The 19,256-nt window shown below is 73.7% G+C and carries 19 protein-coding genes and 1 pseudogene; 9 read left to right on the top strand and 11 right to left on the bottom strand.

Annotation, left to right across the window (positions count from 1 at the left end; genetic code table 11):
- The first annotated feature begins 1 nt into the window (after position 1).
- Positions 2–580 carry a DUF1707 domain-containing protein gene (locus ACIQZN_RS09110; RefSeq protein ID WP_403989786.1) on the top strand — a complete coding sequence of 193 codons (579 nt, stop codon included), beginning with the start codon at positions 2–4 and terminating at the stop codon, positions 578–580.
- Between the two features lie 6 nt (positions 581–586).
- Here ACIQZN_RS09110 and ACIQZN_RS09115 read toward each other — a convergent pair whose 3' ends face one another.
- The gene (locus ACIQZN_RS09115; protein ID WP_018101402.1) at positions 587–1,369 is read right to left on the bottom strand and encodes a thioesterase family protein; all 783 of its coding nucleotides are present in this window, start codon (positions 1,367–1,369) and stop codon (positions 587–589) included.
- A 173-nt stretch (positions 1,370–1,542) separates the two neighbouring features.
- Here ACIQZN_RS09115 and ACIQZN_RS09120 point away from each other — a divergent pair, with 173 nt between their 5' ends.
- The 3 genes from ACIQZN_RS09120 (at position 1,543) to ACIQZN_RS09130 (ending at position 4,944) form a co-directional block, all read left to right on the top strand.
- Positions 1,543–2,733 (top strand): flavin-containing monooxygenase, encoded by a 1,191-nt coding sequence (locus ACIQZN_RS09120; RefSeq protein ID WP_403989788.1) that lies wholly within the window; start codon positions 1,543–1,545, stop codon positions 2,731–2,733.
- A gap of 64 nt (positions 2,734–2,797) precedes the next feature.
- Positions 2,798–4,237 carry a sensor histidine kinase gene (locus tag ACIQZN_RS09125; protein WP_403989790.1) on the top strand — a complete coding sequence of 480 codons (1,440 nt, stop codon included), beginning with the start codon at positions 2,798–2,800 and terminating at the stop codon, positions 4,235–4,237.
- Positions 4,238–4,257: 20 nt separating this feature from the next.
- A complete protein-coding gene (locus ACIQZN_RS09130) occupies positions 4,258–4,944 on the top strand; it encodes a response regulator (RefSeq protein ID WP_403989792.1) in 687 nt (228 codons plus the stop codon).
- A gap of 42 nt (positions 4,945–4,986) precedes the next feature.
- On the opposite strand, the pseudogene ACIQZN_RS09135 reads toward ACIQZN_RS09130, so the two are convergent.
- The 3 genes and pseudogenes from ACIQZN_RS09135 to ACIQZN_RS09145 all read right to left on the bottom strand — a co-directional run.
- A pseudogene (locus tag ACIQZN_RS09135) lies at positions 4,987–5,628 on the bottom strand (phosphatase PAP2 family protein); the annotation flags it as partial.
- Between the two features lie 90 nt (positions 5,629–5,718).
- A complete protein-coding gene (locus tag ACIQZN_RS09140) occupies positions 5,719–6,696 on the bottom strand; it encodes a hypothetical protein (RefSeq protein WP_403989794.1) in 978 nt (325 codons plus the stop codon).
- Between the two features lie 29 nt (positions 6,697–6,725).
- Positions 6,726–8,039, bottom strand: a complete 1,314-nt coding sequence (locus ACIQZN_RS09145; RefSeq protein WP_403989796.1) for an MFS transporter — start codon at positions 8,037–8,039, stop codon at positions 6,726–6,728.
- 145 nt (positions 8,040–8,184) lie between these two features.
- Here ACIQZN_RS09145 and ACIQZN_RS09150 point away from each other — a divergent pair, with 145 nt between their 5' ends.
- A complete protein-coding gene (locus tag ACIQZN_RS09150; protein WP_403989798.1) occupies positions 8,185–8,517 on the top strand; it encodes a hypothetical protein in 333 nt (110 codons plus the stop codon).
- 10 nt (positions 8,518–8,527) lie between these two features.
- Here ACIQZN_RS09150 and ACIQZN_RS09155 read toward each other — a convergent pair whose 3' ends face one another.
- The gene (locus ACIQZN_RS09155; RefSeq protein ID WP_403989800.1) at positions 8,528–9,805 is read right to left on the bottom strand and encodes an MFS transporter; all 1,278 of its coding nucleotides are present in this window, start codon (positions 9,803–9,805) and stop codon (positions 8,528–8,530) included.
- A 103-nt stretch (positions 9,806–9,908) separates the two neighbouring features.
- Here ACIQZN_RS09155 and ACIQZN_RS09160 point away from each other — a divergent pair, with 103 nt between their 5' ends.
- The gene (locus tag ACIQZN_RS09160; protein WP_403989802.1) at positions 9,909–10,901 is read left to right on the top strand and encodes a GlxA family transcriptional regulator; all 993 of its coding nucleotides are present in this window, start codon (positions 9,909–9,911) and stop codon (positions 10,899–10,901) included.
- A gap of 13 nt (positions 10,902–10,914) precedes the next feature.
- Here the strand turns inward: ACIQZN_RS09160 and ACIQZN_RS09165 are convergent, their stop codons facing one another.
- The 3 genes from ACIQZN_RS09165 to ACIQZN_RS09175 form a co-directional block, all read right to left on the bottom strand.
- Positions 10,915–11,385, bottom strand: coding sequence for an ATP-binding protein (locus ACIQZN_RS09165; protein ID WP_403989804.1), 471 nt, complete (start codon positions 11,383–11,385; stop codon positions 10,915–10,917).
- A gap of 384 nt (positions 11,386–11,769) precedes the next feature.
- The gene (locus tag ACIQZN_RS09170; RefSeq protein ID WP_403989806.1) at positions 11,770–12,291 is read right to left on the bottom strand and encodes an EF-hand domain-containing protein; all 522 of its coding nucleotides are present in this window, start codon (positions 12,289–12,291) and stop codon (positions 11,770–11,772) included.
- 93 nt (positions 12,292–12,384) lie between these two features.
- The gene (locus ACIQZN_RS09175) at positions 12,385–12,759 is read right to left on the bottom strand and encodes an STAS domain-containing protein (RefSeq protein ID WP_018101410.1); all 375 of its coding nucleotides are present in this window, start codon (positions 12,757–12,759) and stop codon (positions 12,385–12,387) included.
- Between the two features lie 236 nt (positions 12,760–12,995).
- Between ACIQZN_RS09175 and ACIQZN_RS09180 the strand changes: the two genes are divergently transcribed.
- Both ACIQZN_RS09180 and ACIQZN_RS09185 read left to right on the top strand, forming a co-directional pair.
- Positions 12,996–13,583, top strand: coding sequence for an RNA polymerase sigma factor (locus tag ACIQZN_RS09180; RefSeq protein WP_403989808.1), 588 nt, complete (start codon positions 12,996–12,998; stop codon positions 13,581–13,583).
- Positions 13,580–14,836, top strand: coding sequence for a zf-HC2 domain-containing protein (locus ACIQZN_RS09185; protein ID WP_403989810.1), 1,257 nt, complete (start codon positions 13,580–13,582; stop codon positions 14,834–14,836). The genes ACIQZN_RS09180 and ACIQZN_RS09185 overlap by 4 nt, the downstream gene beginning before the upstream one ends.
- A gap of 9 nt (positions 14,837–14,845) precedes the next feature.
- On the opposite strand, the gene purU is transcribed toward ACIQZN_RS09185, so the two are convergent.
- Together purU and ACIQZN_RS09195 are read right to left on the bottom strand one after the other, a co-directional pair.
- Positions 14,846–15,715: a formyltetrahydrofolate deformylase gene (gene purU / locus ACIQZN_RS09190; RefSeq protein ID WP_403989812.1), complete on the bottom strand. Its 870-nt coding sequence runs from the start codon at positions 15,713–15,715 to the stop codon at positions 14,846–14,848.
- Positions 15,716–15,743: 28 nt separating this feature from the next.
- A complete protein-coding gene (locus ACIQZN_RS09195; protein ID WP_403989923.1) occupies positions 15,744–16,190 on the bottom strand; it encodes a hypothetical protein in 447 nt (148 codons plus the stop codon).
- Between the two features lie 174 nt (positions 16,191–16,364).
- On the opposite strand from ACIQZN_RS09195, the gene ACIQZN_RS09200 reads away from it, so the two are divergent.
- Positions 16,365–17,645 carry an ABC transporter substrate-binding protein gene (locus ACIQZN_RS09200; RefSeq protein WP_403989814.1) on the top strand — a complete coding sequence of 427 codons (1,281 nt, stop codon included), beginning with the start codon at positions 16,365–16,367 and terminating at the stop codon, positions 17,643–17,645.
- Positions 17,646–17,682: 37 nt separating this feature from the next.
- On the opposite strand, the gene ACIQZN_RS09205 is transcribed toward ACIQZN_RS09200, so the two are convergent.
- A complete protein-coding gene (locus tag ACIQZN_RS09205; RefSeq protein ID WP_403989925.1) occupies positions 17,683–19,077 on the bottom strand; it encodes a hypothetical protein in 1,395 nt (464 codons plus the stop codon).
- Positions 19,078–19,256: the final 179 nt, after the last annotated feature.

Genomic DNA, 19,256 nt, shown 5'->3' on the forward strand with positions numbered 1-19,256 from the left:
CATGACTGCCGAGCCCGCCCGTTCCGCCGCCCGTATGCGCGCATCCGACGCCGACCGCGAGGCGGTGGTGGAGCAGCTGCGGGAGGCCGCGGCGGAGGGCCGGATCGACCTGGACGAGCTGGACGAACGGCTCAACCTGGCGTTCACGGCCAAGACGTACGGTGAACTCGCTCCGATCACCGAGGACTTGGGCGGCCCGGCCGTACTCGATGCGGGCGAGCCGCTGACGGTGCGGGGCGGCATGCACAAGGTCCAGCGGACCGGCGGCTGGAAGGTCCCCGCGCGCATCGTCGTGTCGGGCGGCCTCGGCGGCGCCCTCCTCGACTTCAGCGAAGCCGAGTGCCGGGTGCCCGTGGTCGAGTTGGACGTGGACGCGCAGATGGGCGGGGTCCGGATCGTGGTGCCGGACGGCTGGGGCGTGGACACCGACGCGCTGGACCTGGCGCTCGGGGGTCTGAGGTCCAAGATCAAGAACGAACAAGAGCCGGGCGCACCGCTGTTGAGGATCACCGGCTCCTGCGGCGTGGGCGGCGTCCGCATCCGCCGCCCGGGCCTGCGCGAACGCCGCAGGAAGCGCTGAGGCCGGTCAGAGCGGGCGGACCGTGAGAATCTGCTCCGCCCGGCCGATGGGGCCCTTGACGTCGTGCAGGACCGTGCTGGTGAGGCCCTGGCCGGTGGGGCCGAAGACGACCGTGGTGTCCAGGCCGGTCCAGCGGCCCTCGGGCTGGCGGTGCAGATGGATCGTCAGGTCCACGTTGGGGAACATCCACTCGGTCGGCTGCTCGCGTACGGCGATGCCGTTGGCGGTGTCCACGAGCGCCACGTACGAGGCCAGCGGCCCGGCGCTCTCGCCCGCGACCAGGTCGAGCGGCGTGGAGATCCAAGCGGTCGTGCGGCCGGGCAACGGCGGGGCGAGCGGGCGTACGTCGAGCGACGCGATGTAGCCGCCGGGCCAGAGGTCGGCCATCGGCCAGGGGGCGAGCGCCTCGGGCGGGGTGAGCCGGTCGTCCTCGCCGTCGGCGACCTCGGTCGTGTCGACGGGGGCGAGCGACCAGGCCCTGGCCCGTACGACCGGGCGGCCCGCGATGAGGGCGACGGCCTCCACCAGCTCGATGGTGCGGCCGGGGCGGACGGTCTCGACGCGGATCTCGCACTCGTCCAGCGCGAGCCGCCCGAGGATGTCGAAGCTGATCCGGGACAGCAGCAGCCGCTCGCCGGGCCGCTCCGCGAGGTGCCGTTCGACGGCGTGGACAAGGAGCCCGCCGAACGGGCTGAAGTGCACCTCGTCCGTGCTCCACGCGCCGCTCGCATGGGCGGTCGGCTTGTAGCGGTGGGCGTCGATGCGCTCGTAGTAGCTGCCGGTGTTCAACGGATCGTTCCCTCACGGCCGTACGGATCGGGCACCCCCAGCGTGCCACCGGGGGCGATCCGGCCGACGCGCGGGTACCGAGCCCCGCACCCGCGTTCGAGCGTGATCAATTCGCAATCGATTCCGGTCTTGACCGAGACCCATCAAGGAGTCACGCGATTACGCTCCGATGCATGTCCGACAGCGCACCTACCGCCGGTAGCACCTCCCCGGCCCCCACCGACCTCACCGAGGACCGCCCCGTCTACGTCATAGGCGGCGGCCCGGGCGGACTGGCCGCGGCGGCCGCCCTGCGCGCGCGGGGCGTCCGGGCGGTCGTCCTGGAGAAGTCCGGGAGCGTCGGCGCCTCCTGGCGGGGCCACTACGACCGGCTGCACCTGCACACCACCCGCCGCTGGTCCGCGCTGCCCGGGCTCCCGATGCCGAGGAAGTTCGGCCGCTGGGTCGCCCGGGACAACGTCGTGCGGTACCTGGAGAAGTACGCCGAACACCACGAGCTGGAAGTGATCACCGGCGTCGAGGTCTCCCGCGTCGACCGCGCGGCGGACGGCACCGGCTGGCGGCTGAGCGCGAGCGGGGGCCGCGAACTGACCGGGCGGGCCGTCGTGGTGGCCACCGGCTTCAACCACACCCCGCGCCTGCCGGACTGGCCCGGCCGCGAGACCTTCAGCGGGGACCTGCTGCACGCCTCGGACTACCGCTCCCCGGCCCCGTACGCGGGCAAGGACGTCCTGGTCGTCGGCGTCGGCAACACGGGCGCGGAGATCGCCGTCGACCTCGTGGAGGGCGGCGCCTCGCGCGTACGGCTCGCGGTGCGCACCGTCCCGCACATCGTGCGCCGCTCCACGGCGGGCTGGCCCGCGCAGGCGACCGGCATCCTGGTCCGCCGGCTGCCCGTCGCCCTGGTGGACCGGGCGGGCCGCCTGATGGCCCGCGCCGCCGTGCCGGACCTCTCGGAACACGGGCTGCCCCGCCCCGACACGGGTCTGTACTCCCGCGTCAAGGAGGGCGCGATCCCGGTCCAGGACGTCGGCCTGATCGACGCGGTGAAGCGCGGCCGGGTCGAACCCGTGGCGGCCGTCGAGGCGTTCGACAAGGACGCGGTGGTCCTCGCGGACGGCACCCGGGCCACCCCGGAGGTCGTGATCGCAGCCACCGGCTACCACCGCGCCCTCGAACCCCTGGTCGGCCACCTCGGCGTCCTGGACGACCGGGGCCGCCCGGTCGTCCACGGCCCCCGCACCCCCAAGCAGGCCCCCGGCCTCTACTTCACCGGCTTCACCAACCCCATCAGCGGCATGCTCCGCGAACTGGCCAGGGACGCGGAGAGGATCGCGAAGCGGGTGGCCCGCAAGGGGCGTTGAGGGCCTCTCCGGTGCATGACTTTCGGCAGTGCCGCCGCCGCTCCGGGGTGCGTACGGTCGCGGGATGAAGAGAGCGATGACCGGCGGCGCGGTCCGGCGGGCGGCCCCGGCGGGGAACCTGCTGACCGTGGCGGCGGCGGTGTGCGTCGCCCTGAGCACCGTCAGCCCGTGGTGGGCGCTGCCCGCCGCCGTGACCGCGTTCCTGGCGGGGCGGGAGCCGGGCAGGACCGGGCCGACCCTGCTCGCGCTCGTCGCGGTCGTCGCGGGCGGGGTCGTGGCGGTCGCCCTCGTGCCGTCCTGGGTGCTGATGGCGGGGCGGTTCGTCGCGGTCGTCGCGGTGGCCGCGATGCTGCCGTGGTGCGCGGGACGGTTCTGGTGGCAGTACCAGGAGCTCGTACGGGCGGGCTGGGAGCGGGCGGAGCGGCTGGAGCGGGAGCAGCGGCTCGTCGCGGAGCAGGCCCGGGCACGTGAACGGGCCCGGATCGCCCAGGACATGCACGACCTCATCGGCCACGACCTGAGCCTCATCGCCCTGTCGGCGGGCGCCCTCAAGCTGGCCCCGGGCCTCGACGGGGCGCACCGGGAGGCGGCCGGGGAGATCCGGGCCCGGGCAGCGGCCTCGATCGAACGGCTCGGCGAGGTCATCGGCCTGCTCCGCGAGGACGGCGCCCGGGCGGTCGAGGAGCCGCCGGGCCCGCCCGGCACCGGCATCCGCCGACTGGTCGCGGATGCCGCCGCCACCGGCCTCCCGGTGACCCTGCACGCGGAGGGGGACGCGGCCGCGATGCCGCCGCAGGCGGCGCGGGCCGCCCACCGCGTGGTCCAGGAGGCCCTGACCAACGCCGCCAAGCACGCCCCCGGCGCCCGGGTGGACGTCCGGCTGACCCACGGGCCCGGGACGACGACGGTCCGGGTCGGGAACGGCCCCGCACCGGCGGGGCGACAGGGCTGCCCCGGCACCGGGCGGGGCCTGCCCGGCCTGGACGAACGGGTGCGCCTGGCGGGCGGCACGTTCACACACGGCCCGCACGGGGAGGGCTTCGCGGTGACGGCGCGTCTGCCGCACACCCCGCCCACCCGACTCCCGGCCGCCACCGCGTCCCAGCAGGCACCCGGGGCGCTTCCCCCTGAGCACCGGCACGCGCGGGGGCGTGCCCGGCGGGCGCTGGCCCTCGCCGTCGTGCTGCCCCTGGCCGCGTGGGCCGTGCTGAGCGCCGCCCTCCTGGGCTGGGACGTCCACTCCGCCCGGCAGTCCGTCCTGGACCCCGGCGACTTCGCCCGGCTCCGGGTGGGCCAGGACCGGGCGTCGGTCGAGCGCGTGCTGCCCGCGCGCGAGACGACCCAGCGGCCGGTGGCCGGGGAGCCGCAGGGTCCGGGCGTCGGCTGCGCGTACTACGCGATGACGGCGGACCGCTTCGACGACCGCTCCGGGGACGCCTACCGGCTGTGCTTCCGGGACGGCAGGCTGATGTCCAAGGAAGCGCTCACCCCGGGCCCGGAGTGAGCACGACGGAGGAAGAACCCATGATCCGCGTCCTCGTCGCCGACGACGAACCGATGATCCGGGCGGGCGTGCGGGCCGTCCTCGCCACCGACCCGGGCATCGAGGTCGTCGCGGAGGCGCCCGACGGACACGAGGCGGTGGAGCAGGTGCGGCTCCACCGCCCGGACGTGGCCGTGCTCGACATCCGGATGCCCGGGACGGACGGCATCGAGGCGGCCGCCGAGATCCGTCGCACCGTGCCGGGGACGGGCGTCGTGATGCTGACGACGTTCGGCGAGGACGACTACATCCTGCGGGCCCTCGGTGGCGGCGCCGCCGGATTCCTGATCAAGTCCGGCGCACCCGAGGAGCTGATCGCCGGGGTCCGCGCGGTCGCGGACGGCGCCGCCTACCTCTCACCGAAGGTCGCGGCCCGGGTCGTCGCCCACCTCTCGGCGACCGGCGCCGGCGCCCTGGCCGGCCGCCGCACCGCCGCCCGGGAACGGATCGGCGCGCTCACCGCCCGGGAACGCACCGTGCTGGTCCTCCTGGGCAGCGGGCTGTCCAACCGCCGGATCGCCCGCCAACTCCACCTGGTCGAGGGCACGGTCAAGGCGCACGTCAGCTCGATCCTGGCCCGGCTCGGCGTGGAGAACCGGGCCGCGGCGGCGGTCGTCGCCCACGAGGCCGGCATCGTCCCGCTCACCGGACCGGCCGAGGAGCGCTGACACCGCCGCCCCGGCCGACGCCCCCAACGCGAGGAGCAGCGCCGCGACCACCGCGCCGCCGAGGACCGCCCCGGCCAGCACGTCGTGCGGGTAGTGCGCGCCCACGAGCACCCGGGACACCGCCGCCACCCCCGCCACGGGCAGCGCGAGGGCGGCCGGCCCCGGCCGCAGGAGCGCCACGCCCACCGCGAGGCCGGCGGCGAGGGTGGCGTGGTTGCTGGGGAAGGACCAGTCCCCGGGCGCCGGGCACTCGGCGACGGCGTTGTGGACCAGGACCCGGCAGGGGCGCTCCTCGTCCACGACGAGTTTCAGGGCCTCGCTGGCCGCGTACGCGAGTACGGTGCCCACGCCGGTGAGCACCGCTCCGGCGACGGTGCGGTGATCCGCCCGGCGCACGGCGCTCCAGCAGACCCAGGCGAGCAGCAGCCCGAGCGCCACGAGCGTCCCGTCGCACACGGCTTCCAGCAAGGACCCGGCCCAGGAGGGCGCGCCCTCCAGCGCGTCGGCCACCGCCCGGTAGGCGTCCGCCGAGACCCCGTCCGTCACCGCCACGGCCCGTTCCGTCCCCAGCCCGCCGGGCGCGAGGCCCATGACGACGGCCCCTCCCGCCCCGAGGACGGCGCCCGCGAGCCAGGGCCGTGCGCTCGGGGTGCTTCTTGCGGTGTCTCGTCCGTTACGTCTCATGGGCCCCGACCGTAGGAGCGCGGCCGAGCGCGCACCCGAGGCCAACGGCAGGCGTGCCCCCTGACCAAAGTGGGGGGCGGGCGCGGCGGGTCAGCGGGTGAGGGTGTACACCCCCGGGGCGTCCAGATCGCCGTACAGGCGGACCAGCTTCGGGTGCTCCCGCGTGCCGCTGATCAGCCAGCCGGAGTCGACGTACTCGTTGAAGTCGTCGAAGCCGCAGCGTTCGATGCTCACGTTCAGGCGCTGGTCCCAGGTCGTGGCGTCCCCGGGTTCGTACACCCAGGTGCCCGGCCCCGTGCAGCGGTACTTCGCGCGGTCGGCGTCCGCGTTGTCCTCATACGCGGATTCGTGGTCCGTCAGGCCCTCGGCGTGGGCCGTGCCGTCGGCGTTCAGGCTCAAGGTGCCGCCGTGCCCGTCGGCCCAGGTACCTGCCAGCAGGGCCGCGTTGACCTCCGGCGGGCGGTACTCGGTGAGCAGCCCGATCCGGAACGCCGTGATGCCGATGCCGAACACGACGGCCACCGCCACCGCCCCGTAGCCGAAAATGCGCGGATGGAGCCGCTTCCCGTGCAGCCCGGCCTCCCGTGCCAGGAGGGCGGGCCCGGCGATCAGCGCTTCTCCCGCCGTCCAGGTCAGGGCCAAGGCGTCGGGCCCGGGGTGCAGAGTGACCGCGACGGCGATCGTGATCAGGCCGGCCGGAACCACGGCCATCGCCGGCACCCACCACCAGGCGTCCCGCCCGTGCAGCCGGCCGCTCACCCGGCGGGCCGTCCAGACCACGGGCAGCACGACCGCCAGGTTCAGCCACAGGGCGACCGGGACACCGCAGCACATGGAGAACGGCAGCGCGAGCAGGCCTCCCCCGATCCCCTCCGGCCGTGCCCACGACTCGAAGGTGGCTTCCGCGAAGGAGTACACCTCGAAGGCGAGCATCAGGCCCACGTACAGCGCCGCCGCCCCCGCCACGATCAGTCGCTCCGACCACACGGGCCGCGGCCCGACCGGCACGTCGGGCGGTCGCCAGTTCCCCCACGGTCTCTGCGTGTCCCACCCAGTGTTCTTGGGCATGCGATCCCCCTCCCGCACGCATTCTGGCCCTACGCCACCAACCGCACCTCCGCCGCCCCCCGCCGAATCACCAGCACCATCAGCGTCGCCACCGCGCACAACGCCCCCGCCGCGTACCAGACCACGTCGTACGTACCGAAGTAGTCACGCGCCACCCCGCCGAGGAAGGCGACCAGCGCCGCGCCGACCTGGTGCGACGCCAGCACCCAGCCGAAGACGATCGCGCTGTCGTCGCCGTACTGCTCCCGGCACAGGGCCAGGGTCGGCGGGACCGTGGCGACCCAGTCCAGGCCGTAGAAGACGATGAAGAAGACCATCGGCGGCTCCACCGTGGGGTGCATCAGGAGCGGCAGGAACAGCAGCGAGATGCCGCGCAGCCCGTAGTACACCGCGAGCAGGCGGCGCGCGTCGAAGCGGTCGGTGAGCCAGCCGGAGAAGATCGTGCCGACGATGTCGAAGATCCCGATGACCGCGAGGAGCGACGCGGCGGTGGTGATCTGCATGTCGTGGTCGTGTGCCGAGGGCACGAAGTGCGTACGGATCAGGCCGTTGGTGGAGGCGCCGCAGATCGCGAAGGACCCGGCCAGCAGCCAGAACGGCCCCGTGCGCGCCGCGTCGAACAGCACCCGGACGGCCCGGCCCGCCGCCCCGCGCACGGGCACCGGCTTGTCGGTGTACTCCCCGCCGTACGGGGCGAGCCCCACGTCGGCCGGGTGGTCGCGCATCAGGAGCCACACGAACGGGACGACGACCAGGGCCGCCAGCGCCACGGTCACCGAGGCCGGACGCCAGCCGTGCCGGTCGACGATCCACGCGCAGAGGGGGAGGAAGACCAGCTGGCCCGAGGCCCCGGCAGCGGTCAGGACACCGGTCACCAGGCCGCGCCGGGCGGTGAACCAGCGGTTGGTGACCGTCGCGGAGAACGCCAGCGCCATCGAACCCGTGCCGAGCCCCACGAGGAGGCCCCAGTAGAGCATCAGCTGCCAGGCGGCCGTCATCCACACGCTGGCCAGCGCCCCGGCCGCGACCATGCTCAGCGCCACGGCCACCACCCGGCGGATGCCGAACCGGTCCATCAGCGCGGCGGCGAACGGCGCGGTGAGCCCGTACAGCGTCATGTCGATGGAGACGGCGAGCCCGATCTGCCCGCGCGACCAGCCGAACTCGTCCTGGAGCGGATCGAAGAGCAGACCGGGCAGGGAGTTGAAGGCGGCCCCGCCGATGATCGTCACGAAAGTGACGGCGGCGACGATCCAGGCGCGGTGGATACGCCACCGACCGGGCTTCCCGGGGGCGTTCGGAGCGGGGGCGACGGGAGCGACGCTCTCGGTTGTCGGATTCACCCGCCCAGCATCCGGTCGCGGGCCCGATACCCACGAGTGGCCCGAGGGCCACGCTTCGCAAGAATCGGGCCACCACTCCGGGACCCATCCGCATACGCGTACGATCTGGCGCACACCACACCGTCCATGTCCCCGGGGGAACTTCATGCAGTGGGCCGAACGCCAACACTTCAACCACGGGTCCCAGCTGATGCAGGGCTGGGGCGCCCTGCTCCTGCTCATCGCCTGCGTCCTGTGGGTCTGGGTCGGCTTCCTGATCTGGGACACCGAGAACACGCTGTACTGCTACCGCGCCGCCTTCAGGTGCGAGCTGGACACCACCATGCCCAAGCAGCTGACACTGCTGGGCATTTCGGCCCCGCTCTCGGTGGTCGGTACGGGGCTGCTCGTCGCCGGAAGCGTGCGCCGCCAGACCAGCGCACACGTCCTGCGGGTCATCGAGATGCAGCAGTCGGAGGAACGGGCGCGCAACAAGTAGCCCTCAGGGGTCAGCCGATCCGTTCCAGGCGGCGGATCGGGCGGGCCGCGAGGAGTACGCCCACCGCCCCGATGTTGACCACCGCACCCGCGAACAGCACCTCCGGCGCCCCCAGTCGGTCCGCGAGCGGGCCCGCCAGGGCGCGGCCCGCCGCCACCATGAGCAGCGAGCCGGCGACGTCGTACGCGTGCAGCCGGTTCAGGGATTCGGGCGGTACGTGGGTCTGGACGGTGGTCGACCACATCACCAGCCAGAACGCGGAGGCCGCGCCCGCCACGAACTGGCCCGCGCCCAGGGCCGGTACGGAGAGCCCGAGGCCCAGCACGACGAGGTTCGCGCAGACGCCGGTGAGCGCGACCGCGCCCGCCGCGAGGGGGCGGCGCGGGCGCAGCCGCAGCGCGAGCAGACCGCCGACGACGCTGCCCGCGCCGTTCACCGCCATCATCGCGCCGTACGTCCCCGAGCCGTGCGCCTCGGTGACCCGGACGGCGGTGAGCGGGAGCATCGGGCCGAGCACGGCGAAGCCGTACACCGTCCAGACCGCGATCACGCCCCAGAGCCAGCTGCGCGCGGTGAACTCGCGCCAGCCGTCGACGAGTTCGGCGAGGAACGAGCCGCGCGGCGCCCCGTCCGAGGGGGCCGGGGCCAGCCGGAGCAGGAAGAGGCACACCCCGGAGACCAGGAAGGTCGAGGCGTTGGCCGCGTACACCGCGCCCGCGCTCGCCAGGCCGACCAGGACGCCCGCGAAGGCGGGGCCCGCCATGGTCATCAGCGCCTCGGAGACGCGCAGCACGGCGTTGGCGCGCTGCACGTCCGTGGCGACGCGCGGCACGGTGGACGCGACGCCCGGCTGGAAGAGGGCCGCGCCGACACCGGCGACCGAGCTCAGCGCGTACACCGCCCAGAGCGGCGGGTTGCCGGTCGCGAAGGTCACGGCGAGCACGGAGGCGCCGACGAGCCGGAGCACGTCGGCGATGATCATCATGCGGCGCGGCGTGAACCGGTCCGCGAGGACGCCGCCGAAGAGGACGAACACGGCGAGCGGGCCCATCCAGCAGGCCAGCGCGTAACCGACCGAGGAGGCCGGGCGGCCGGCGCCGAGGAGCCCGGCGGTGAGGGCGACGGGGATCATGCCGTCGCCGAACAGCGCGGCGGTGCGGGCGACGAAGAACAGCCTGAAGTTACGGTTCCAGAGCTGCCTGCCGGACTCCTCGAACAGGGGCGGCAGGGGCGGGAGAGGGGACGGGCCACCGAGGGCGGCCTGGGGGTCCGTGGCGGGAATGCGCACGGATTCTGCTGAATTTTCCTTCACACCGATGACATGTATCAGCTTATGGTCTATACCAGCTAGGGGCTTTTCGCGGGCCCCGGCCGGCCGAAGGGAGTCCGCTGTGCCGCACCGGGTCGTCGTCCTCGCCCTCGACGGGCTGCTCCCCTTCGAACTGGGCATCCCCCAGAGGATTTTCGGGCTGGCCCGCCCCCCGGAGCCGCAGGACCGGGAGGTGAAGCTGTACGACGTGGTGACCTGCTCGGTCCGGCCGCCGGGGCCGGTCCACACCGACTCGGACTTCTCGATCATGGTCGGACACGGGCCCGAGGCGCTCGCCACGGCGGACACGGTCGTCGTCCCGGCCAGTTACGAGCTGGGGCCCGTCTACGACGAGGGCCGGCTGACCGACGAGCTGGCCGCCGCGTTCGCGCACATCCGGCCGGGCACCCGGATGGTGTCCATCTGCACCGGCAGCTATGTCCTGGCCGCCGCCGGCTATTTGGACGGGCGCCCCGCCACCACGCATTGGGCCTCCGCCGACCACTTCCAGCGGCTCTTCCCCCGCGTCCGGGTCGACCCGGACGTCCTGTTCGTCGACGACGGGGACGTGCTGACGTCCGCCGGGGTGGCCGCCGGGATCGACCTCTGCCTGCACATGGTGCGGCGCGACCACGGGACCGCCGTCGCCAACGACGTCGCCCGGCGCACGGTCGTGCCGCCGCACCGGGACGGGGGCCAGGCGCAGTACATCCAGCGGCCCGTGCCGGACACCCAGTACGCCACGACGACGACCGCGCGGGCCTGGGCGCTGGCCCGGCTGGAGCGGCCGATCCTGCTGCGGGACATGGCCCGGCAGGAGTCGATGAGCGTACGGACGTTCACCCGGCGGTTCCGCGAGGAGGTCGGCGTCAGCCCCGTGCAGTGGCTCACCCAGCAGCGCGTGGAGCTGGCGCGCCGGCTCCTGGAGTCCACGGACCTGTCCATCGACCAGGTCGCCCGGGACGCCGGCTTCGGCACGTCCACCTCGCTGCGGCAGCACCTCCAGGCGGCGCTGGGCGTCTCGCCGACGGTGTACCGCCGCACGTTCCGCTCGGCGGCGGGGCGGAGCGCCTAGGGCCCGTCCGGCCCTAGACCGCGTGGCTGGGCTCGGCGCCGTGGGCGCCGGGCTGGAGCCGGCCCTGGATCAGCGGGACGCCGCGGTCCACCTCGCACCAGATCCGCTTGCCCGCGCCCTCCGGCTGCCAGCCCCAGCGGTCGGCGAGGCCGTCGACCAGCTCCAGGCCCCGGCCGCCGGTGTCCTCACCCCGCGCGTGCCGCTGCTGCGGGGGGCGGCAGCTGGCGTCGGCCACCTCCACGCGCACGGTCCCGGCGCCGCCCGGGGCGCCCGCCGGGCCGAAGAGCATGCGCAGCACGGCCGGACAGCCGGTGTGCACGACCGCGTTGGTGACCAGCTCCGAGATGAGCAGGATGAGGGTCTCGGCCAGCGGCTCGTCGTCTCTGACGCCGGAACCGGCGAGCCGTGAGCGCGCCCATCTGCGGGCCCGTCCGACCTCCGCGGGGTCGGGCCCGACCTCCAACTGAACCTGAAGCACCTGCACCGCTCACACCATCCGAACCGGCGGACACATCGCCTCGCGCCTCCAAAGGGTCACGGAACGTGATTCCCTTGCACGACAGCATGGTTGACGTACAGTCACCGCAACAAGCGCTTCGGGCATATTCCAGCGCGAAGGAGTACGCGTAGTGCATACTGTGCGACGCACATTGCGGAGAGTCGAACAGCACCTCACCCGGACCCGACGCGCCGCACAGGCCGCGTCCGGACTGACAGGTTCCAGAACCACTCGCATCCCACGGAGGGTACCCGAGGCGGGCGCCGACTCCACGCCGTGACGAATCACGCAAAGGACACAAGCCGGTATCGGTGACCGACGGTCGCGCTGCGTCACGCCCAGGGGCGCGGTGCCCCCGGGCGCCATCCGCTAGTCCGGTTCGATGACCGTCACGTACGTCGCCAGCGCGGCCACCGCGTCCTCCTCGACGACCCCGCCGTCCCGGTCCGTGTCCAGGCTCTGCGCGGCGAACGCCGCCGCGTCCGGGCTGGCACCGAGGACCCGCAGGGCCCGCTCCACGGCCGGCACCGGCGCCCGGCCGTCGCCGGACGGCCCCGCCGCCACCGCGAGCGCCGCGCGCAGGAACGGGCGGGCGATCTCCGCGAACCGCTCCGGGTTGTCGCGCAGCCGCTTCACCGCGCCGCCGATGAACTCCTCACGGGTGACGCGCTGGTCCCCGTCCACGTCGGCGATGCCCGCCATGCCCTGCCAGAACGCCTCGGCGCCGCTGTAGAGCGCCTGGCCCTTGTCGCAGCGGGCCGTCGTACCGAACTCGGTCAGCAGACGGGCCGCGGCGGCGTTGAAATCCGCGCGATCGATGTATCCGTTGCCGTCCTGGTCGAAGGCGGCGAAGCGGAAGGCGATCTTGCGCTCATACTCTGCGCTGTCCATGCGGGGAGCGTACGACGCCTTCAGGCGTCACGTGTCACTTACGGGGCTCAGCTCCGTGACAGCTCCGCACGAGCCGGTGCGGCGACGGCCGTTTCAGGCCGTCAGCGGCTCGGCCTCCTCGTCCACCGCCGCGTCCCAGTCCGGGAAGACATCGAACAAGCGCCGCACGCCGAGGGCGGCGAGCACGCGGTTGACGTGGGAGCCCTCCTCCGCGCCCCGGGCGGGCAGGATCAGGCGCAGCCGGCCGCCGCAGGACCGCATCAGGCGGCGCAGGGCGATGAGCACCCCGACCCCGCTGGAATCGCAGAACTGGACACCGGACAGGTCCAGCACCACGTCGTGGCGGCCCACGGCCACCACCTCGTGGACGGACTGGCGGACGGTGGCCGAAGTCAGCAGGTCCAGTTCGCCGCCTATGTGCAGCACGGTCCATCCGCCCCGCTCGGTCTCAGAGACTTTCAGGGTCACGCGACTGGGCCTCTCGTTCCGGGGATTCCGGGGCAGCCCGGAGATCCGGAAGTTTGCGTTCCTCCCTGGCGGCTGCCCCCGCACGTCCCTCGCGAAACACGCGTCTCGCAAAGAGGGCGTGTTCCCAGGACGTACTTGTCGTAAAGGGGCGTGCTTCTCCGGAGGCGGGGACTACATTCGGACAGGACGAGTGGGACGGGGACGTACAGGTCCGACGGCGGAGGGCAGGGGGGCAGATGGCCGAAAACGCACCACCCCGCTGGGACCGCAGGATGCAGCAGCGGCTGTCGCGCGGCGAGGCCGCCGCCCTCGGCGAGATGTACGACCGGTTCGCCGCCCTCGTCCACAGCCAGGCCAACCGGATGCTGGACGACGAGGACGCCGCCGACGTGGTCACCCGCGAGGTCTTCGGCTACGTCTGGGAGAACCCGGACATGTACGACCCGAAGCAGGGCTCCATGCGGGCCTGGCTGGCCTTCCTCACGCACCGCGAGTCCGTGCGGCGGCTGCGCGGCGCGGCGGACGGCGAGGACCCCGACGATCCCTACGGCCCCGAGGACCCGGCCGCCCTCGACGAGCGGGTCCGCCGGGCCACCTCCGCCGCCCGGGCCGACTACATCGTCGCCTCCATGCCGGCGCCGCTGCGGGCCGCTCTGGAGCTGGCCTACGTACAGCGCCGCGACTACCGGCAGACGGCGGCGGACCTCGGCGTCACGGAGGACGAGGCGCGGCGCCGGCTGCGGCTCGGGCTCCAGCTGCTGTCCACCGCCCGGACCCGGCCGGTGGAGGGCGCCCCGCCGCCCGGATACGGCAGGGCGCTGTGAGCGGCGGCGCGGGCGGCGACCGGGACGAGGAGGGCCGCGACGAGGTGCGCGGGGCCCGGCGCATACCGGGCCCCAGGCCCGCCGCTGACGACTACGGCGACCTGGGGCCCGTGCCGCCGGCGCCCGTACGACCGGAACCGGAACCGGAGCCCCCGCCGGTCCTCCCGCACCGCGTGCTCCAGGCCCTCCTGGGCGCCTGGGCGCTCGCCGCGTGCTCCGCCGAGGAGACCGAGGCCGTGGAGGCGCACCTGACCGGGTGCGCGCCCTGTGCCGAGGAGGCGCTGCGGCTGCGGGACGCGGTGGGGCTGCTGCACACCGACCGGAGCCTGGATCTCGATCCGCTGCTGCGGGCCCGGGTGCTGGACAGCTGCCTGGCCCGGCGCCCCGCGAAGATCCCGGTGCCGGACTGGGCCGCGCCGTACGACGCCGAGACGGCGCGGCTCGACGCGCTGCTGCGGGACATCGACGCCGCCGAGTGGCACGCCCCGGTGCGGCTGAAGTGGTTCGAGGACGAGCGGCAGGCGGGCCGCCGGACCACGGTCGCCGGGGTGATCGGGCACCTGATGAGCGTGGACGCCCTGGTGGGCGCCGCGCTCGGTCTGGACGACCCGCTCCCCGACGCCCCGCTCACACCGACCGCGCGCACCGAGGCGTACTGGTCGTCGGCCCGGCGCCCGCCCACCCGGGCGGTGCGTGAGCCGTGGCGCGAGCAGAGCCACACGCTGATCAGGACCGTGTCGTTCGCGCGGCGCGGCGCCTCGGAGCTGTCCGTGCCGTACGGGGGCTTCGCGCTGCCGTTGCAGGACGCGATGCTCGACCGGGCCTTCGAGTGCTGGGTGCACGCGCGGGACATCGCGAAGGCGGTGGACTACCCGTACGAGCCGCCGTCCGCCGGGCATCTGCACCGGATGATCGACCTGGCGGTCCGGATGCTGCCGGGTGCGCTGGCGGTACGCCGCCGGGCGGGGCTCGCGGGACCGGCGAGGCAGCTGGTGTCGGCCGGGGCGCCGGGGCGCTCGCTGCACCTGGAGATCGAGGGCTCGGGCGGCGGCGACTGGTACATCGCGCTGGACTCCCCCGCCGCGCGCGGGTCCGCCGACCACGTGGTGGCGCAGGTCGCGCTGGAGGGCGTGGAGTTCTGCCGGCTGGTCGCGGGACACGTGCCGCCCGTGGAGGCGGCGGCCGGGCAGCGCGGGGACCGCGAGGCGATCAGCGACGTACTGTTCGCGGCCGCCTCGCTCAGCCGGCTGTGAGCGCGCCGCTCAGTCGAAGACGACCGTGCGGCGGCCGTTGAGCAGGATGCGGCGTTCCGCGTGCCACTTCACCGCGCGGGCCAGCGCCTGGCACTCCACGTCCCGGCCGATGGCGACGAGCTGGTCGGGGGTGACGCCGTGGCCGACGCGCTCGACCTCCTGCTCGATGATCGGGCCCTCGTCCAGGTCGGCGGTGACGTAGTGGGCGGTGGCGCCGATGAGCTTCACGCCGCGCGCGTGCGCCTGGTGGTACGGCTTGGCGCCCTTGAAGCTCGGCAGGAAGGAGTGGTGGATGTTGATGATCCGGCCGCTGAGCTGCTTGCACAGGTCGTCCGAGAGGACCTGCATGTAGCGGGCCAGGACGACCAGCTCGACGTTCTCCTCGCGGACCAGGTCCAGCAGCTCCGCCTCGGCCTGCGCCTTGTTGTCGCGGGTCACCGGGATGTGCCGGAAGGGCACGTCGTACGAGGCGACGAGCTCGGCGAAGTCCGCGTGGTTGGAGACCACGGCGGCGATCTCGACCGGCAGGGCGCCGATCCGGGACCGGAAGAGCAGGTCGTTGAGGCAGTGGCCGAACCTGCTGACCATGAGCACGATCCGCATGCGCTCCGACGCGCGGTGGATCTGCCAGTCCATGGCGAAGGAGTCACCGATCGCGGCGAAGCTGGCCCGCAGCTTGTCGACGGTGACCGGGGTGCCCGCCGAGAAGTGGACGCGCATGAAGAACAGACCGGTGTCGTGGTCCCCGAACTGCTGGCTGTCCTCGATATTGCAGCCGGTCATGAAGAGGTAGCTCGACACGGCGTGCACGATGCCCTGTTTGTCGGGGCAGGACAGCGTGAGGACGTACTGGTCGGGGGCAGGCTGCGGCGCGGTCATCCCCGTAGCGTGCCACAACCTCGCGACGTCAGGCGGACCTGGTCAGAATGCGGAGGACGTCCAGGGAGCGCGGCGGGGTGTCGGGGTCCTCGCCGTCGTTGGAGGCGAGCAGCACATGCGCCTCGCGGGCGGCCGCGACGGCCTCCGGCCAGCCGGGGTGCTCCAGGTAGACGGAGACGTGGGCGTCCGCTCCGACCTGGTGCAGGATGCGCAGCACCCGGAGCACGGCGGCGTCCACGAGGGCGGCCTCGGTGGCGTCCCGGAAGATCGTGCCGACGTACTTCTCGGCGGACCAGTTGTCGAGCCAGGTGTCCTCGACCAGGCGGTACACGGCGTCGGTGACGTCGCCGTATCCCTCCCGGCCGGCCAGCCAGCACTCGCGGTGGAAGACGGGGTCGGAGAGCATGTGCAGCGCCGAGCGCACGTTGCTGCGCCAGCGCCACCACGGAAGGTCGTTGAGCGGCATGCCGCCCATGGTGGAGGAGCGACGGCCGCGACGGGAAGAGTTCTCGGAACCTTGCTGCACGATTGTCGATCGTACGTTCCCTTTTCGGTGCCCTTGACCGGCCCCTGGCGTTCACGGTGACGTCACCCGCCGTTGACGACGGCACACCACGGCGTTACCCGGGGCGGGGAAAGGTCTCGGTCCATGACCGGACGGCGACGCCCCCTTCCCACCCGCCCCTACGGATTGCTCACCGGTGCGGTGACGGCCGGGGCCCTGCTGCTGTCCGGCTGCGGCGCGCTCCCTGGGGGTTCGGGGGACTCCAGGGAGCCCGTCACCGTCATGACCTGGGCACCGAGCGGCGCCTCGGCCCCGGACGCCGAGCACATGGCCGGGATGACCGCCATGGCGAAGGCGTACGGGCGCTGGATCAACGCCCGGGGCGGGATCGACGGGCACGAGCTGCGCGTCATCACCTGTGACGAACAGGACGCCTGGACCGGCGCGGGGGCCTGCGCCCGCAAGGCCGTCGAGGAGAAGGCGATCGCGGTCGTCGGCTCGTACAGCCGGCACGGGCGGGCTTACATGGCCCCGCTGGAGGTCGCCGGGATCCCGTACATCGGCGGTTACGGCGCCTCCGAGGAGGAGTTCCGCAGCTATGCGTCCTACCCGGTGACCGGGGGCCAGTCCGCGCTGCTCGCCGGGACCGCCGAGCAGCTGTCGCACGACTGCGAGCGGGTCTCGCTGGTGCGCCCGGACACGCTGTCCGGCGACAGCCAGGCGTGGCTGCTGCGCACCGGTCTCAAGGAGGCCGGGCGGCCCGTGCCGCTCGACATACCGGCCGCCGAGGACGCCACCTCGTACGACGCGGAAGCGGAACACGCCCTGTCCGGCGCGGGCACGACCGGCGGGTGCGTGACGTCCGTGCTGGGCGACCGCACGGAGACCTTCTTCGACTCGTTCCGGCGGCTGGAACCGGAGGGCGCCGCCGTGCGCGTGGCCTCCGTGCTCGGCAGCGTGGACCAGCAGCTCATCGACCGCACCGGCGGCCGGGACAGCCCGTTCGAGGGGGCGTACGTCACCGGCTGGTACCCGCCCCCGGGCGACGCCAGGTGGAACCCGATGCGGAAGGTGATCAGCACGTACGCCTTCGGCGACAACCGGATCGACCCGGACGACACGGGCGTGCAGACCACCTGGATCGCGTATACCGCGCTGAAGTCGGTCATCGAGTCGATGCACGAGTCCGGGATTACCGCGGCGAAGCTCACCCGGGCCCTCGGCCAGGGCGTCCGCGCCGACACCGGGGGCCTCACGCCCCCGCTGCGCTGGCGCTACGAGGACATGATCGGCTCCCGGTCCTACCCGCGCGTCGTCAACAGCAAGGTGACGTTCCAGGTGGTGCGCGACGGGCGTCTTGTCGCGGCGCGCAAGGACTTCGTGGACGTCACGGAGACCATGGCCGAGGCCAGCGCGACCCGCTGAACCGGCGCGGGCGCGCCGGTCCGGCGGGTCCGGGGGATCAGAGCGCGGTCGCCTCGCGCTTCGTCAGGCCGTACTTCTCGGCGATCTTGTTCCACAGCGCGGCCGCCTGCCGCTTCGCGGTGCTGGCCTCGCCGCTCTTCACGGTCGCCTGCTGGGTGTGCGAGGTGGTCTTGGCGTGCCCGTGCTTGCAGACCTTCTTGCTCTTGGCCTGTGCCGCCCAGGCCGCGTAATGGTCGTCGGCGGACGCGGACGCCTGCCACGCCTTGGTGAGCTCGGAGGTGAGCCGCTCGTGGTCCGGCAGCTTGTCGACGGAGAGCGCCTGGAGCCGGGTGACCAGGTCGCGGCGCTGCTTGGCGGCGCCCTTGAGGTCGGCGACGGCCTTGTCCAGGTCGGTGCAGGTCTTGGTCTTCTCGACCGCCCCGATCACCGCGGCGCGGCTGTTGTTGCTGTCCGCGAGGAGCTTGTCCAACTCCTCGGCCTGCGGCTTCGCCGGGTCGGCCGCGGGCTGCTCCTTCTCCTTGGACGGTCCACCGGCGGCCGGTGAACTCGCGGACGCCACCGGCTGCTTGTTGTCCTTGTCGTCGTCGCCGCCGCTCATCAGCGCGCCTGCGCCGAGCCCGATGACCGCGCAGCCGACGACGACGGCCGCGATCAGCGGCACCGCGCCGGACTTCTTGCGCCGCCCGCCGTCGCCCTCGTCGAACCCCGGCCCGTCCTGCGGACCGCTGTACGGGGGCGGCTGCTGGAAGCCCTGCTGCGGCGGCGGGCCCGCCTGGTACGGCTGCTGCGGGCGCTGCTGGTACGGGGGCTGCTGCTGGGCCGGGTCGAACCGGGGCATCTGCTGCGTCGCGCCCTCGGGTGCGTCGCTGCGGAAGAGGTTGTCGAACTCGGCGGGAGGCTGCCGCTCGCCGGGCGTCCCGGGCCGGATGCCGTAAGGGGCGCCGCCGGGCACCGGCGGGATGTACTGCGTCGCCTCGGCGTCCCCGCCGCCCTGGGGGGCCTGCGCGGCGCGGCCCAGGAACTGCGTGGACTCCGCGGGGTTCTCCGGCGGCAGCCCGCCGGGGACCGGGCCGCCGGGTATCGGCGCGATGTACTGCGTGGCGTCGGCGTCCCCGCCAGGAGCCGCCCCGCGCCCGGCCTCGGGCGGCAGCGGCTGCGCGTACGGCTGGGGCTGCTGATGCTGCGCGGGCGGCAGAGGCGCGGCCTGGCCGTACGCGTCCTGTCCGTACCCGCCCTGCTGCGGCCCGCCCTGCTGCTGCCCGTACGGGTCCTGCTGCTGCGGGTACGACTGCTGCGGCTGCTGCCCGTACGCGTCCTGCCCGCCGCCGTTCTGCGGGCCCCACGCCTGGCCCCACGGCTGTCCGCCGGCCGGGGTCGCCTGGTCCGCCGCTCTGCCCGGCGTCCAGGGCTCTCCGCCGTCCGAGGGCAGCACGACACCCTCGTGCGCGGGTCGTACAGCAGGGTGCTGCTGCTCGTCGCCCTGTCCGCTCTGTGTCACCGGGACTCCTACGTGCGTGTCAACTATGGAATCGTCGGCCCACGCTATCGGGTGGCAGCCGCGGTATGCCAAGTGCCCGCGGTCCGCAGCACGCCCGTGACACACGGTGTAAC

Origin of the sequence: Streptomyces sp. NPDC097595 (assembly GCF_044761525.1) — a bacterium.
Lineage (GTDB): Bacteria > Actinomycetota > Actinomycetes > Streptomycetales > Streptomycetaceae > Streptomyces > Streptomyces drozdowiczii_A.

Coding starts and splice junctions, on each gene's coding strand:
- ACIQZN_RS09110 (WP_403989786.1), top strand. CDS start 2: ATGACTGCCGAGCCCGCCCGTTCCGCCGCCCGTATGCGCGCATCCGAC.
- ACIQZN_RS09120 (WP_403989788.1), top strand. CDS start 1,543: ATGTCCGACAGCGCACCTACCGCCGGTAGCACCTCCCCGGCCCCCACC.
- ACIQZN_RS09125 (WP_403989790.1), top strand. CDS start 2,798: ATGAAGAGAGCGATGACCGGCGGCGCGGTCCGGCGGGCGGCCCCGGCG.
- ACIQZN_RS09130 (WP_403989792.1), top strand. CDS start 4,258: ATGATCCGCGTCCTCGTCGCCGACGACGAACCGATGATCCGGGCGGGC.
- ACIQZN_RS09140 (WP_403989794.1), bottom strand. CDS start 6,696: ATGCCCAAGAACACTGGGTGGGACACGCAGAGACCGTGGGGGAACTGG.
- ACIQZN_RS09150 (WP_403989798.1), top strand. CDS start 8,185: ATGCAGTGGGCCGAACGCCAACACTTCAACCACGGGTCCCAGCTGATG.
- ACIQZN_RS09170 (WP_403989806.1), bottom strand. CDS start 12,291: ATGGACAGCGCAGAGTATGAGCGCAAGATCGCCTTCCGCTTCGCCGCC.
- ACIQZN_RS09180 (WP_403989808.1), top strand. CDS start 12,996: ATGGCCGAAAACGCACCACCCCGCTGGGACCGCAGGATGCAGCAGCGG.
- purU (WP_403989812.1), bottom strand. CDS start 15,715: ATGACCGCGCCGCAGCCTGCCCCCGACCAGTACGTCCTCACGCTGTCC.
- ACIQZN_RS09195 (WP_403989923.1), bottom strand. CDS start 16,190: ATGGGCGGCATGCCGCTCAACGACCTTCCGTGGTGGCGCTGGCGCAGC.
- ACIQZN_RS09200 (WP_403989814.1), top strand. CDS start 16,365: ATGACCGGACGGCGACGCCCCCTTCCCACCCGCCCCTACGGATTGCTC.